The 14895-nt window shown below is 65.9% G+C and carries 14 protein-coding genes; 12 read left to right on the top strand and 2 right to left on the bottom strand.

Annotated elements, in window-relative coordinates; genetic code table 11:
• Window position 1 precedes the first annotated feature (1 nt).
• From OPU71_RS15570 to OPU71_RS15550, 5 genes are all read left to right on the top strand, one after another.
• Window positions 2-1201 (top strand): ABC transporter permease, encoded by a 1200-nt coding sequence (locus OPU71_RS15570; RefSeq protein ID WP_267728930.1) that lies wholly within the window; start codon window positions 2-4, stop codon window positions 1199-1201.
• 284 nt (window positions 1202-1485) lie between these two features.
• Window positions 1486-2733 (top strand): hypothetical protein, encoded by a 1248-nt coding sequence (locus tag OPU71_RS15565; RefSeq protein ID WP_267728929.1) that lies wholly within the window; start codon window positions 1486-1488, stop codon window positions 2731-2733.
• A 10-nt stretch (window positions 2734-2743) separates the two neighbouring features.
• Window positions 2744-3154: a hypothetical protein gene (locus OPU71_RS15560; RefSeq protein ID WP_267728928.1), complete on the top strand. Its 411-nt coding sequence runs from the start codon at window positions 2744-2746 to the stop codon at window positions 3152-3154.
• An 82-nt stretch (window positions 3155-3236) separates the two neighbouring features.
• Complete coding sequence (locus OPU71_RS15555) at window positions 3237-4484, top strand: hypothetical protein (protein WP_267728927.1); 1248 nt, start codon at window positions 3237-3239, stop codon at window positions 4482-4484.
• Between the two features lie 10 nt (window positions 4485-4494).
• On the top strand, window positions 4495-4905 hold the full coding sequence (locus OPU71_RS15550) for a hypothetical protein (RefSeq protein ID WP_267728926.1): 411 nt from the start codon (window positions 4495-4497) through the stop codon (window positions 4903-4905).
• A gap of 275 nt (window positions 4906-5180) precedes the next feature.
• Here the strand turns inward: OPU71_RS15550 and OPU71_RS15545 are convergent, their stop codons facing one another.
• Window positions 5181-6794, bottom strand: a complete 1614-nt coding sequence (locus OPU71_RS15545; RefSeq protein ID WP_267728925.1) for a methyl-accepting chemotaxis protein — start codon at window positions 6792-6794, stop codon at window positions 5181-5183.
• 285 nt (window positions 6795-7079) lie between these two features.
• On the opposite strand from OPU71_RS15545, the gene OPU71_RS15540 reads away from it, so the two are divergent.
• The 7 genes from OPU71_RS15540 (at window position 7080) to OPU71_RS15510 (ending at window position 13193) form a co-directional block, all read left to right on the top strand.
• Complete coding sequence (locus tag OPU71_RS15540; protein ID WP_267728924.1) at window positions 7080-7742, top strand: YceH family protein; 663 nt, start codon at window positions 7080-7082, stop codon at window positions 7740-7742.
• Window positions 7739-8473 carry a hypothetical protein gene (locus OPU71_RS15535; RefSeq protein WP_267728923.1) on the top strand — a complete coding sequence of 245 codons (735 nt, stop codon included), beginning with the start codon at window positions 7739-7741 and terminating at the stop codon, window positions 8471-8473. Before OPU71_RS15540 ends, OPU71_RS15535 begins: the two co-directional genes overlap by 4 nt.
• A complete protein-coding gene (locus tag OPU71_RS15530) occupies window positions 8473-8730 on the top strand; it encodes a YkgJ family cysteine cluster protein (RefSeq protein ID WP_267728972.1) in 258 nt (85 codons plus the stop codon). Before OPU71_RS15535 ends, OPU71_RS15530 begins: the two co-directional genes overlap by 1 nt.
• Before the next feature lie 44 nt (window positions 8731-8774).
• Window positions 8775-9815, top strand: a complete 1041-nt coding sequence (locus tag OPU71_RS15525; RefSeq protein ID WP_267728922.1) for a S66 family peptidase — start codon at window positions 8775-8777, stop codon at window positions 9813-9815.
• Window positions 9816-10161: 346 nt separating this feature from the next.
• Window positions 10162-10629, top strand: a complete 468-nt coding sequence (locus tag OPU71_RS15520; RefSeq protein WP_267728921.1) for a MarR family winged helix-turn-helix transcriptional regulator — start codon at window positions 10162-10164, stop codon at window positions 10627-10629.
• The gene (locus tag OPU71_RS15515; protein WP_267728920.1) at window positions 10626-11642 is read left to right on the top strand and encodes an arsinothricin resistance N-acetyltransferase ArsN1 family B; all 1017 of its coding nucleotides are present in this window, start codon (window positions 10626-10628) and stop codon (window positions 11640-11642) included. Before OPU71_RS15520 ends, OPU71_RS15515 begins: the two co-directional genes overlap by 4 nt.
• A gap of 69 nt (window positions 11643-11711) precedes the next feature.
• Entirely contained in the window at window positions 11712-13193 is a 1482-nt protein-coding gene (locus tag OPU71_RS15510) for a cobyric acid synthase (RefSeq protein ID WP_267728919.1), read from the top strand.
• Window positions 13194-13401: 208 nt separating this feature from the next.
• On the opposite strand, the gene OPU71_RS15505 is transcribed toward OPU71_RS15510, so the two are convergent.
• Complete coding sequence (locus OPU71_RS15505; RefSeq protein ID WP_267728918.1) at window positions 13402-14886, bottom strand: glutamate synthase subunit beta; 1485 nt, start codon at window positions 14884-14886, stop codon at window positions 13402-13404.
• Window positions 14887-14895 lie beyond the last annotated feature (9 nt).

Genomic DNA, 14895 nt, shown 5'->3' with positions numbered 1-14895 from the left:
AATGCGCACCGCCGACCTCACCCGCTTCACGCTTACCTCGCTCACCGCGCACCGGATGCGCACCGCGCTGTCGGCGCTGGGGGTGGCAGTGGGCATCGCGGCAGTGATCCTGCTCACCGCGATCGGTGAGGGCTTGCATCACTTTGTGATCGCTGAGTTCACCCAGTTCGGCACCAACCTGCTGACGGTGCAGCCGGGCAAGAGCCAGACGCAGGGCGCGCCGCTGGGCGGCATCAACACCACCCGCCCGCTGTCGATCGACGATGCGATCGCGCTGCGCCGCGCGGCCTGGGTGCGGGTGACCGATCCGCTGGTGCAGGGCAACGCGGAACTGGAGTTCGGCAAGCGCACGCGCCGTGTGGCCTTGTACGGTGTTGGCCACCAGTTCCCCGACGCCTTGCAGATGAAGGTGGCAAGCGGCCAGTTCCTGCCGGACGACGATCCGCGCAACGCGCGCGCCTTCGCAGTGCTGGGCGCCAAGGTGGCGCGCGAGCTGTTCCCCGGCCAGCAGTCGCTCGGCGCGCGTATCCGCGTTGGCAGTGAGCGCTACATCGTGGTCGGCGTGATGGCGCCCAAGGGCCAGATGCTCGGCTTCGATCTGGACGACACCGCCTACATCCCGGTTGGCCGTGCGCTGGACATGTTCAACCGCGACGGGCTGATGGAAATCCACGTCGTGTATGAGCCCACTGCGCCGGTGGACGAGGTGGTGGCGAGCATCAAGCAGGTGCTCACCGCGCGGCACAGCGGCGAGGACTTCACGATCATCACGCAGCAACAGATGCTGGATGTGTTCGGCACCATCCTCGATACGCTGACCTTCGCGGTGGCGGCGATCGGCGGCATCTCGCTGCTGGTGGGCGGCGTCGGCATCCTGACGATCCTGACCATCGCGGTATCCGAACGCACGGCAGAAATCGGCCTGCTGCGCGCAATCGGCGCCACGCGGCGGCGCATCCTGTGGCTCTTCCTCGCCGAAGCAGCACTGCTTGCCGCGATTGGCGGCATTGCCGGGCTGGTGCTGGGCGCGAGCATTGCAGGCCTGCTGAAACTGGCGGTGCCGGCGCTGCCGGTGAGCATTCCTTGGCTGTACGCACTGCTGGCCGAAGGCGTGGCGGTGAGCGTGGGGCTGGCGGCCGGCGTGGCGCCGGCGATCCATGCGGCGCGGCTCGATCCGCTCGATGCCTTGAGGGCCGAGTAGCACGCACGCAAAGGCTGCCCGCCGCAAAAGACCGCGCCCGCGATGCGCCGTCGTCCGATCCGGGCGATCAGATCACCGCAGGCGTTGCGTCAAAGCAACGTTCAAGTCGGCATTCACAACATTCTCCTAAAGTCCGGCGCGCCCGGTGCCGCTAACTGCTTTCAGGCGCGGCAAGGGCATCGTACGCCCATCAAGCAAACCGCGACGGATCGCAGTGCTTTCAGGCCGGCGAACGGCCAGTGACGATGAGCGGCGGGGGCCGTTCCAACACGGGGGAATACACCATGCGTACACCCATTGCGGCCGCAGTCGCGCTCGCGCTGGCGGGGCCGGCGGTCGGGCAAGAGGCCCGCTTCGACTGGCTGGCCGTATCCGGCTTCGGCACCCTGGCCACTTCAATGACCGACGATCCCGCGGTGGGCTTCCGCATGCCCTTCCAGAAGAACGTGAAGGCCGACACCTGGGCGACCGATGTCGATTCAAAGCTGGGCTTGCAGTTCGATGTAAACCGGGGCGGCGAATTCAGCGGCGTGTTGCAGGTGGTGGCACAGCAGCGCGACAAGGGCGACTACAAGGCCGAGGTGGAATGGGCCAATGTGATGTGGACCATCAACGATAGCTGGCGCGTTCGCGCCGGCCGCATGGTGACGCCCGTCTTCATGTTGTCCGATTCGCAGAACGTCGGCTATTCGATGGTGCCGGTCCGCTACGCCCGCGAGATGGGCGACAACTACCCGCTGAGCCGGCATGACGGCGCCGAAGTGATCTTTGGCGCTGAACTGGGCCCGGGCCGCCTGCAGGTGCAAGCTTTCGGGGGGGTGACGAGCTACAACACCGCAAGCACGTCCTACAAGGCGGATGCGATTTTCGGTGCTGCCGCCACTTACAGCACCGGCCCGTGGACCTTCCGCGCCAGCGGCACCAGCGTGCAGCTCAAGGCCGTGGGCAACTCGGCCAACAGCCTCAGCGCCATTGCTACCGCTCTGGCCAACCCCGCGCTTGCGCCGCTGTGCCCCAACTGCAAGGAAGAGTCGCAGAACTTCCAGGACATCGTCGATGGTTCGAGCGGTGTGTTCTTTGGTCTGGGCATGAGCTACGACGAAGGCGCCTTCTACGGGCATGCCGAGTACGGCATCCGCCAGGGCAGCGCCATCGTCCCCGACACCAGTGGCCTGTTGCTGCTGGGCGCTTACCGCTGGCGCACGCTCACGCCTTTCATCAGCTATTCGATGTCTACCACGTCGATCGATGAGGCGCCGGTGATTGCCACGCCCGCAGGCTCACCGGCCGCGTTCCGCGCGCTCGCGGGGGCGGTCAACGGGGTCTACTACGGCCAGGCTACCGACCGCAGCGCGATCACGATCGGCTCCCGCTGGGACTTCTACCGCAACGTGGCACTCAAAGTGCAGGCCGAGTTCGTTGAGCATGAATACGACTCCATTCCGATGGGCGGCACATGGCCGCGCGTCGCGGGCACCACTTACGACGGCAAGGTGAATCTCTACACCGCCTCGATCGACTTCATTTTCTAAGGGGGCAGGCATGAAAACCATTCGCACACTCTGCCTTGTGGCTTGCAGTGCAGCATTCACCGGCGCCGCGTCGGCCGAGGTGGTGATCGCGGCGGGCGCCGCTTCGCCACTGGCCGGGCTGAGCAAGACGCAGGTTGCTGAAGTGTTTCTCGGCAAGGCCAAGACAGTCGGTGGCAAACCCACCAAGCCGGTGGACTATGCCGGCTCACCGAAGTCCGAGTTCTGGGACAGCTACCTTGGGAAGTCGTCAGACCAACTCAAGGCGCATTACGCCAAGCTGCAGTTCACCGGACTCGGCGGGCCGCCCAAGGAACTGGGTTCGTTGGCCGACGCCAAGAAGCTCGCAGCCGAAGACCCCTCCGTCATCATTTACCTCGATAAAGCCCAGGTCGATAGCAGCCTTAAGGTGATTTCGCCCTGATCCCAACTCGGGGGCGGTACGCCCCCGGAGCACGCACAAACCATAACTTCATTTCATACCCACGCATTCAGAGGAGACAACGATGCGTACACCGATTTCAATTGCAGTCGCGCTCGCGCTGGCGGGGCCGGCAGTCGGGCAAGAGGCCCGCTTCGACTGGCTGGCCGTATCCGGCTTCGGCACCCTGGCCACTTCAATGACCGACGATCCCGCGGTGGGCTTCCGCATGCCCTTCCAGAAGAACGTGAAGGCCGACACCTGGGCGACCGATGTCGATTCAAAGCTCGGCTTGCAGTTCGATGTGAACCGGGGCGGCGAATTCAGCGGCGTGTTGCAGGTGGTGGCACAGCAGCGCGACAAGGGCGACTACAAGGCCGAGGTGGAATGGGCCAATGTGATGTGGACCATCAACGATAGCTGGCGCGTTCGCGCCGGCCGCATGGTCACGCCCGTCTTCATGTTGTCCGATTCGCAGAACGTCGGCTATTCGATGGTGCCGGTCCGCTACGCCCGCGAGATGGGCGACAACTACCCGCTGAGCCGGCATGACGGCGCCGAAGTGATCTTTGGCGCTGAACTGGGCCCGGGCCGCCTGCAGGTGCAAGCCTTCGGGGGGGTGACGAGCTACAACACCGCAAGCACGTCCTACAAGGCGGATGCGATTTTCGGTGCTGCCGCCACTTACAGCACCGGCCCGTGGACCTTCCGCGCCAGCGGCACCAGCGTGCAGCTCAAGGCCGTGGGCAATTCGGCCAACAGCCTCAGCGCCATTGCTACCGCTCTGGCCAACCCCGCGCTTGCGCCGCTGTGCCCCAACTGCAAGGAAGAGTCGCAGAACTTCCAGGACATCGTCGATGGTTCGAGCGGTGTGTTCTTTGGTCTGGGCATGAGCTACGACGAAGGCGCCTTCTACGGGCATGCCGAGTACGGCATCCGCCAGGGTAGCGCCATCGTCCCCGACACCAGTGGCCTGTTGCTGCTGGGCGCTTACCGCTGGCGCACGCTCACGCCTTTCATCAGCTATTCGATGTCTACCACGTCGATCGATGAGGCGCCGGTGATTGCCACGCCCGCAGGCTCACCGGCCGCGTTCCGCGCGCTCGCGGGGGCGGTCAACGGGGTCTACTACGGCCAGGCTACCGACCGCAGCGCGATCACGATCGGCTCCCGCTGGGACTTCTACCGCAACGTGGCACTCAAAGTGCAGGCCGAGTTCATTGAGCATGAATACGACTCCATTCCGATGGGCGGCACATGGCCGCGCGTCGCGGGCACCACTTACGACGGCAAGGTGAATCTCTACACCGCCTCGATCGACTTCATTTTCTAAGGGGGCAGGCATGAAAACCATTCGCACACTTTGCCTGGCAAGCCTGCTTGCGGGGCTTCCGGCATTCGCGCACGCTGAAGTGGTCATCGCCGCTGGTGCCAAGTCCCCTTTGGGCGGGCTGAGCAAGGCACAGGTGGCCGATGTCTTCATGGGCAAGGCCAAGAACGTGGGGGGCAACCCGGCCAAGCCGATGGACTACGCCGGATCGCCCCGTACCGAATTTGCCAACGAGATCATCGGCAAGACCCCGGATCAGCTCAAGGCCCACTACGCCAAGCTGCAATTCACCGGCCTGGGCGGCCCGCCGAAGGAAGTCGGGTCACTCGCCGACGCCAAGAAGCTCGCAGCCGAAGACCCTTCAGTCTTGATCTACCTGGACAAGGGTCAGATGGATGCAACGCTCAAGAGCGTGATGCCCTGATCAGGCTGCTTCGATCCACCGCTTGGCAAAAGCCCGCCTTCCCTGGCGGGCTTTTTTTCGCCCACACCAGGGGCCCGCACGCGGCGGGAACACTGCGGCGCCCGGCAGACACCAAGGCTGCCCACGCTCTCGCGCGCTACGAGCCTTCAGCGGCGCGCCTTGGCGCACAGGGCAATGCACTGCAGCGGGCCTGCATCGCCAAGCAAAAGGCCCCGGGCGTCATGCGCCACGGGGCCTGTGATCACGGCAGCAGCCCGGGCTTGCCGGGCAAGGTGTCAGATCTTGTACTTCGATACGGCTTCCTGCATCTGCCCGGCAAGTGCCCTGAGCGAATCGGCTGCGCCGGAGGTCTGCGCGGCAGAGGCGTTGGTTTCCTCGGAAACCTGCGCAATGCGCTCCACCTGCTGCGCAATATTCGTGGAGGCGGCGCTCTGCTCGCGGATCGCGTGGGAGATATCGCCCACCATGCTCACCACATGCTCGGAGCTGCTGCGGATTTCCTGAATCGCAGCGCCGGCCTCGGTGGCTTGCTTGACGCCCACCTCAACCCGCTCCACCACACCCCGCATCTGATCCACGGCGCTTTCAGCGCTGCCCTGAATGCGGCCGATGAGGGTGCTGATTTCCTGCGTTGAATGCGCGGTGCGTTCAGCCAGCTTGCGTACTTCGTCCGCCACCACCGCAAAACCACGCCCCTGCTCGCCGGCGCGCGCGGCTTCAATCGCGGCGTTCAGCGCCAACAGGTTGGTCTGGTCCGCCACTTCCTTGATGACGGTCACCACCGCATTGATGCTGAGCGCTTCAGAGGCCAGGGTTTCGATCCGCTGCGCGGCTTCATGCACACGGTCTGCGATGCCATTGATTTCCGCCACCGTGCCGGTGATGACGCTTTCGCCCTGCTGCGCACGGGCGCCGGACTGACGCGATTCCACCGCCGCATCATTGGCGCGATCTGCCACATGGTTGATGCTGACCGTCACCTCTTCCACCGTCGAGGCCATGGCGCTCGATGCATCGCTGGCTACGCGTGAGCCGTCCTGCATTTCCTGCGCCGCGTGGGCCACTTCGTTGGCCTGGCGGCTGACACCTTCGGCGGCATTGCGGATCTCGCTGAAGCTGCTTTGCAGCTTGTCGAGCAGGCGGTTGAACGCCTGCACCGTGGCGCCAATTTCGTCCTTGCTGCGCAGCGGCACGCGGCGGGTGAAGTCCATTTCGCGTTCAATCGCTTCAACCGTGTGTTCCATCGATGCGAGCGGAATCCGCACCGCGCGGATCACCATCACACCGAACACCAGCAGTACGACCATGGCCACCAGGTTCACCGCCACACTCAATGCCTGGGCACTTGCCTGCGTGGCATTGACCCGCGCTTCGGCATCCTTGAATCCATCGGCATTGAGTTTGACCATTTTCGTGATCGACTCCTCCAGCGCCGCAGCCGCCGGCATCACCTTGCTGAACATCAGCATTGTGGCCTCGTCGGCTTTGCCGCCCACCGACGCCTCCTGCGTGGCGCGGTAGGCCTCGCCGTAAGTCTTGAAATCGGCCTTGAGCTTCTCGTACAAGGCCCTGTCCGTTTCATCGCTGACCAGCGGTTCATAGCTCTTGATCAGCTTCTGGCCTTCGTCTTCGGTCAGCCTGGCCTTCTCGGCAAAGGCCTTTTTCAGGTCGGCATCCTGCTCCATGAGGGTGGAAAGCAGTTGCGAGCGAAGGTCCCGGTAGTTATTGCTGATGTCGCCCATGACCAGCAGGCTGGGCGCAGCATTGGCCGTCAGAAGCGCCACTTCGCCACGAATCTTTGCAAAAGATGCGAGGGAAATACCGCCTATCGTGATCAGCGCACCCACCGCAATGGCAAGCATGAGCATCAGTCGTTTCGAGATCGACATGGTCCAAGGTCCGTCGTTAAGTCAAACGATGCGAGGCGGTATCAACGCAGCCGGCCGGGCAAACCCCGCACACAACAGCGCTCCAACACGGCGCCCCTTTGCGGGCACCCCGGCCGGACAGCGCGCACCCACCCCATTGCGCCCGGCATGGGAAGGTTCACGGCAAGGGCGGCGATAAACTTTAGCGAAATTGCGGCAGGCGCCAGCCCTTGCATTCCCTGCGTTTGCGGACGAACACGGCGGCCGGTGGCACAATCGGCCCCGTCTCACCACTGGATGTTGCGCATGGCCCACCCGCTGCCCCCGCTGTCACTGCTTGAAACCCGGATCCTTGGCGTCCTGGTCGAAAAGGAACACACCGTTCCCGACACCTACCCGCTCTCGCTCAACGCCCTGCTTGCCGGCTGCAACCAGAAAACCAGCCGCGATCCGGTGATCGACGCAAGCGAAGCCGATCTGCTTGAAGCGCTCGACACCCTGCGAAGCCATACCCTGATCATCGAAAGCTCTGGCAGCCGCGTCACCCGCTACGGCCACAACGTCGGGCGGGTACTGCAGGTGCCATCGCAATCGGTGGCCCTGCTTGCCACGCTGATGCTGCGCGGCCCGCAAACCGCGGCAGAGCTGCGCGCCAACAGCGAACGCCTGCACAAGTTCGCCGACGTCTCGTCGGTCGAGGCTTTCCTGGCCGAGTTGGCCGAGCGCAGTGCCGGCGGACTGGTTGTTGAGCTGCCCCGCGCACCGGGCGCACGCGAAAACCGCTGGGCACATCTGCTATCCGGCATGCCAGAGATCCCCGCCAGCGCGCCCGGCGGCCACACCGGCACGCCGCGCGATCCCTTGCTGGCCGACCGGGTCGCGCGGCTTGAGGACGAAGTAGCCACGCTGCGCAAACAACTGGCGCGCCTGTATGAAGTGCTCGGCGAAACGCCCGACCCTGCCGCGTGATCTGCCCGTCTGACGAACTGCCGCCGCCCCTGGCGGTGCCGCGCCTGAACAACCAGTTGCTGCACGACAGCGGCGGCTTGCGCTGGCACCTCACCGCCCTGCGGCAACGGCACCGCGCCTGGCAGCGCTTTGCCGATACGCTTGAAGGCTGGCTCGACGCGTGGCGCCCGCGCAGCGACCAACTGCTGCTGGTTGGCCCCAGTGCCGGCTGGACCTTGCCTGATACGCTGCTTGCCCGCTTTGCGCAGATCACCGTACTGGAACCCGACCCGATCGCGCGCGTGCTGCTCGCCCGCCGCCTGAAGGGGAAGCCCTTGCGTTTCGACAGCCTTGACGTCTTTGCGCCCGGCGGGCTGGACGCATTGCAGGCCCACTACGGCGACCATGCGGTGCTGTTCTGCAACCTCATCGGCCAGCTTGCGCCGGACACCGGCTGCAGCGCCTGGTGCGACACCCTGCGCAGCGCGCTGGCGCGGCTTGAATGGGCAAGCTGGCACGACCTGGCCGCCAGCACGCGGCCGGTGGACCGGCCCGGCGCCCAGCAAATTCCCGCCGGTGAGACCTTCGAAGCCATGGTCGGCCGCTTCTGGCAGGGCGGGCTGGTCGAAGTGATGGACCACGGCAGCTTTTCGCTCGCCGCCGGGCAAGGCTTCGCCTGCACCGACTGGACGGTGCGGCGCGCCCAGCATCATCTGGTGGGTTGGCTATGGCACCAACCGAACGCGGCGTGATCGACTGCCGCCCCGGCTGCGCGGCCTGCTGCATCGCGCCCTCGATCTCCTCGCCGATTCCCGGCATGGAAGGCGGCAAGCCAGCCGGTGTGCCCTGCATCCAGCTCGATGAACAACTGCGCTGCAAGCTCTTCGGTGACCCGCGGCGCCCCGCGGTATGCGGCGGCCTGCAGCCCTCGGCCGAAATGTGCGGCACCGATCGTGTGCACGCTCTGCACTACCTGAACCGGCTCGAAGCACTGACACGCCACGACTGACGCACCGCAGAACGCGGTGCGCACAGCGCTGGCACACTGGCGCCATGATCCGCTACCCCGCCCCCCTTGCCCGCGGCAGCCGCATTGCCGTCACAGCCCCGTCGGCCGGTGTTGGTGCCGATTGCCACGAACGCCTTGATCTGGTGCTGCGGCACTTGCGCGAGCGCGGCTTCGAGGTCGTCGAAGGCCACTGCCTGCGCGCCAACCACAAGCACGCCAGCGCCCCGGCCGCGCGCCGCGCCGCCGAGCTGATGCATTGCCTGCTCGACCCTAGCATTGCCGCGATACTGCCGCCCTGGGGTGGCGAACTGGCGGTGGAACTGCTCGCCTTGCTGGATTTCGATGCGCTCGCCAGCGCGCCGCCAAGCTGGGTGCTGGGCTACTCCGACACCTCGACGCTGCTGATGGCGCTGACGCTGCAGGCGCGCGTCGCCACCGCGCACGGCCCCTGCCTGATGGATCTGGTGCCGGGGCAGAACGACCCGATCACCGCCGCTGTCATGGGCCACTTCGCCACCCCCGCCGGCGGCCGCTTCACGCAGCAAAGTTCGCGCTTCTGGCAGGCCGACTGGGGCGACTACACGATTGCCCCGCAGCGCGTGTTCACCCCGCAGATCCCGACGCGGCTCGCACTGCTGGATGTGAACCCGGCGCGCGCGGTGCAGTTCTCAGGCCGGCTGATCGGCGGCTGCCTGGACACCGTGCGCTACCTCGCGGGCTCCCCCTTCGGTGACGTGCCACGCTTCGTGCGCGACGCAGCCGACGAAGGCGCGATTCTCTACTTCGAGAACTGCAACCTGCGCCCGACCGAATTCCTCTGCGTCGTGCAGGGGCTCAAACTTGCTGGCTGGTTCAAGGGACTTGCCGGCGTACTCGTGGGGCGCAGCAGCGCGGGTGACGTGCGCACGCCCGAATGGCTGAATCAGCGCGAAGCCATCGTCAGCGCACTGGGCGATCTGCCCTGCCCGGTCATCCTCGGCTGCGACATCGGCCACATGCCACCGCAGTGGCTGCTGATCAACGGTGCACTGGCCGAAGTGCGCTACGCAGATGGCGCCGCACAACTGACCCAGACGCTGCGCTGACCTGTGAAGGCAAGCTCGCAGGCGTCGGGCATGCGGCGCAAGGCGATTGGCGGGCGCGACGATGGATGCGCCGGAGCACTCAGGCAACCCGGTTGCCCTTGCTGCAGGTGCCGCGCGAGCCGATGCCCCCCGAAGCGGGCGGACGCTCAAACTCATGGCAAGGAACTGGGCCTGCACCTCGGCGCTGACACGGGTGTTCACGCATAAGCCCGGGTGCTCGCCGCGCGCCTGGATGCAGGCCGAAGCCCTACGCGGTGCTGACACAGACTGAGTCCGGTTAGTTGCCATTGACAACCTGTTGTGCGGCGCCTAGAGTTCGCCCACTTGGTTGCCACTAACAACTACCATGACGCCTCCCACTCCCCACCCCGGCGAGTTGCTGCGCGAAGTTGCGCGACGCTACACCCGCGCCCAGCGCGCCGTTGCCGCGTGCTGCGGCGCAAGCAGCACGCAATGTCACATCCTGACCGAGCTCGCGCGCTCAGGCCCGATTCCCATGTCGGAACTGGGCACACGCCTGATGCTTGAGAAGAGCTGGATCAGTCGCGCCGTCGACAAGCTGGTCGCCGAAGGTCTGGTGATCAAATCCGATAACCCTGCCGACGCGCGCAGCTGGCTGGTGAGCCTGAGCAAGGCGGGCATGGTGCGCGTCGCGGCACTCAATGCCACGCTCGATCGGCATGCCGCGCAACTGCTTGAACCCCTCAAGGCAAGCGATCGCGCCGCCGTTGGCCGCGCACTGGCGCAGCTGCTGCAAGTGCTGCGCGATGACGCGCTCGCTGACTCAAGAACCAACACCGGATGCCAAAGATGAACGACATCAATCTCGCGCCCGCCAAGGCGGACGACTGGCCCGCGATTGCGCAATTGCTGGAGACCCATCGTCAGCCGCTCGCCGGCGCACAGGCCCAGTTGCCGAACTTCATCGTCGCGCACCGCGATGGCGCCGTCCTCGGCTGCGTCGGCCTTGAAATCCATGGCGCGCACGCCCTGCTTCGCTCGCTGAGTGTTGCGCCGGCAATGCAGGGGTACGGCATCGGCACCCGGCTGCTGCGCGCGGCCATCGAGCGCGCCCGGGCGCTCAACATGCGCGCGCTGTACCTGCTGACCGTCAGCGCGCCCGACTACTTCCCGCGCTTTGGCTTCCGCCGCATCCCGCACGCAGCGGCGCCGCTTGCACTTCATGCATCGCCCGAACTACAGGGCGCATGCCCCGCCAGCGCGATCCTGATGACCTTGCCTCTCAAGGCCGCCGCCATCCGCATCCGGCCCGCCAGCCTGGACGACGCCGCGGCAGTCGCCGCGATCTACGATCCTATCGTTGCACACACCGCCACGTCCTTCGAGCTGGAGCCGCCCGGCCCGCTGGAGATGCGCAACCGTATCGCCCGCACCCTGCCAAAGCTTCCGTGGCTGCTTGCGGTGGATGAAAACGACACGGTTTGTGGCTACGTGTACGCCAGCCCGCACCGGGAGCGCGCCGCCTATCAGTGGTCGGTCGATACCAGCGCCTACATTTGCACCGATGCGCGCGGACAAGGTGTCGGGCAACGGCTCTACACCGCTTTGTTCGACGCGCTGATCGAGCTTGGCTATGTGCAGGCCTTCGCCGGCATCGCACTGCCGAATGCCGCGAGCGTGGGCCTGCACACATCCATGGGCTTCACCGAAATCGGCGTGTATCGCAATGTTGGCTACAAGATGGGCGCCTGGCACGACGTGGGCTGGTGGCAGAAGTGCCTGCAGACGCCACCCGAGCACCCCGCAATGCCGGCTCGCCCGCTCACCGCCGCCCCCCGCGCAAACGCCGAGGGGGCACCATATTGATGATCCTGGCACACACCACGGCAGCCGGCGCGACGCCCGGCGCCCGCTTCCGCAAAGCGGCTCCGCGCCATGGCGCCTGAACCCAAGGCGCCGCGCCGCGCGAAGGCGGTGATGGTGCTCGGCACCACCTCGTCCGCCGGCAAGAGCTGGCTCACGACGGCGCTGTGCCGCTGGTACGCCAATCGCGGGCTGCGGGTTGCGCCCTTCAAGGCGCAGAACATGAGCAACAACGCGCGCGTGGTGGTCGGCCCCAATGGCGGCATGGCCGAGATCGGCTGCGCACAGTACTTCCAGGCACTCGCCGCACGCACGCAACCGACGGTGGACATGAACCCGGTGCTGCTCAAGCCTGAGCGCGACACCGCGAGCCAGGTGATCGTGCGCGGGCAGGTCGATCCGCTGATCGCGCGCACGCCCTGGCGCGAGCGCAGTGCCGCACTGTGGCCGGTGGTACAGCAAAGCCTGCATCAACTGATGGCGACGCACGATGTAGTGGTGATCGAAGGCGCCGGCTCGCCCGCCGAAATCAACCTCGCCGACTGCGACATCGTGAACATGCGCATCGCCCGTGAGGCCAATGCCGCCTGTCTGCTGGTGACCGACATCGACCGCGGCGGCGCCTTCGCCCACCTCTACGGCACCCATCAGTTGCTGCCCGCCGCCGAACGCGCGCTGATCCGCGGCTTCGTGCTCAACCGATTCCGTGGCGACGCCAGCCTGCTCGCGCCCGGCCCGCAGCAACTCGAAGCGCTCACCGGCGTGCCCACCGTGGCGGTGCTGCCGATGTGGCGCGAGCACGGCCTGCCGGAAGAAGACGGCGTGTTCGACGAAGCGCCCACCGGTCAGCCCGGCGTGCTGGACATCGCCATCGTCGCCTACCCCTGGGTCTCGAATCTCGACGAATTCCAGCCGCTGCGCGCCTTGCCGAATGTACGTGTGCGCTGGGTGCGCGAAGCGGCCCTGCTGGCCGGCGCCAACTGGGTGATCCTGCCCGGCGCCAAGCACACCGGCGCCAGCCTGCAGTGGATGCGGGAACGTGGGCTGGATGCCGCGATCTGCGCGCACGCCGCATCTGGCCGGCCGCTGCTCGGCATCTGCGGCGGCCTGCAGATGCTCGGCCATGCGCTGCACGATCCGCATGGTGTGGACACCGCCTGCGAGGGGCTCGGCCTGCTGCCGCTCGCCACCACCTTCGCCGCCGAAAAACACCTCGCCCACACCCGCACTTGCTTGGGCGAATTGCACGGCGCATGGGCCGCGCTGTCCGGCGTCGCGCTCGACGGCTACGAAATCCGCCACGGCCAAACGAGCGTCCGCGCGGATGCCGGCTCACTCACGATCGCACTACGCGATGCGCTGGGCGCCCCGATCGGCTGGCAGCGCGACAACATCCTCGGCCTCTACGCGCACGGCCTGTTCGAATCCCCGGCGGTACTCAGCGCGCTCTTCGGCGGCTCAGTACGCACGCTGGATGCGGTGTTCGAGGGGCTCGCCGACTTCGTCGATCGGCATTTCGAGACAGACTGCCTGGCGACGCTGATCGAGAGCTGAAGCGCCGGGCTCCAGCAAGCAGCGCAGCAAACGAAACGGGCAACCCGCAGGTTGCCCGTTTTCATCCATACCACTGAGCGATCAGCGCGGAAGGACGCTCGTCCCCATCAGGAACTCATCAAGCACGCGTTCGACCTGACGTCCCTCGCCAACGCGGGCCGGTCGGCCCGCGCGCCACGCTCTCGCCCCTTGGGGCGATCCGCCCCAATTAACGCGGAAGGACGCTGGTGCCCATGAGGAACTCATCAACCGCCCGTGCGGCCTGACGCCCCTCGCGGATCGCCCAGACCACCAGCGACTGGCCACGGCGGGTATCGCCTGCGGCGAACACCTTGGCAACGTTGGTGGTGTAGGCACCTGGGCCCTCGGTGGAGGCCTTGGCGTTGCCGCGGGCGTCCTTGTCGACGCCGAAGGCTTCGAGCATGGAGCCGACCGGGTTGGTAAAGCCCATCGCGAGGAACACGAGGTCGGCCGGGATTTCCTGCTCGGAACCCGGGACTTCGGTCATCTTCATCTGCCCGGTCTTCTCGTCCTTGGTCCACTCGACGCGCGCGGTGACCATGGACTTGAGCTTGCCGTTCTCGCCCTTGAACGCCTTGGTGGTGATGGACCAATCACGCTCGCAGCCTTCGTCGTGCGACGAGGAGGTGCGCAGCTTGGTCGGCCAGTACGGCCACACCAGCATCTTGTTCTCTTGCTCGGGCGGCTGGGGCATCAGCTCGAACTGGGTCACGCTCTTGGCGCCGTGGCGGTTCGAGGTGCCGACGCAGTCAGAGCCGGTGTCACCACCGCCGATCACGACGACATGCTTGCCGGTGGCCTTGATCTGATCCTTGATCTTGTCACCCGCCACCACCTTGTTCTGCTGCGGCAGGAACTCCATCGCGTAGTGCACGCCTTCGAGCTCGCGGCCGGGCACCGGCAGATCGCGCGGCACTTCCGAACCACCGGCCAGCACGACAGCGTCGAATTCAGCCTTGAGCTGTTCGGGGTCGATCGTCTGCTTGGCATCCGAACCCACGCCCTTGGGCAGCCCGCCCTTGCCCACGTACACGCCGGTCTTGAAGACCACGCCTTCGGCCTTGAGCTGCTCGACACGGCGATCGATGTGCGACTTTTCAAGCTTGAAGTCGGGGATGCCGTAGCGCAGCAGGCCACCGATGCGCGAGTTCTTCTCGAACACCGTCACGTCGTGACCGGCACGCGCCAATTGTTGCGCAGCCGCCAGACCAGCGGGGCCAGAGCCCACCACGGCAACCTTCTTGCCGGTCTTGGCCAACGCCGGTTGCGGCGTGACCCAGCCATTGGCCCAGGCCTTGTCGATGATCGCGTGCTCGATCGACTTGATGCCGACCGGCAGTTCGTGGATGCCCAGCGTGCAAGCCGCTTCACAGGGCGCCGGACAAATGCGGCCGGTGAACTCCGGGAAGTTGTTGGTCGAGTGCAGCACGTCGATCGCCTGCTTCCAGTCCTGGTGATAAACCAGGTCGTTAAAGTCGGGGATGATGTTGTTGACCGGGCACCCGTTGTTGCAGAACGGGATGCCGCAGTCCATGCAGCGTGCGCCCTGCACCTTGGCCTGATCGTCGCTCAGCGTGAGGACGAACTCCTTGTAGTGCTGCTTGCGCTTGTCGGCAGCTTCGTAGCTTTCGTCGACACGCGCGAATTCCATGAATCCGGTGACCTTACCCATTTTCGTTTT

This window comes from Niveibacterium sp. 24ML (assembly GCF_026586805.1).
GTDB lineage: Bacteria > Pseudomonadota > Gammaproteobacteria > Burkholderiales > Rhodocyclaceae > Niveibacterium.
This window is presented reverse-complemented; position numbering and strand designations above follow the sequence as displayed.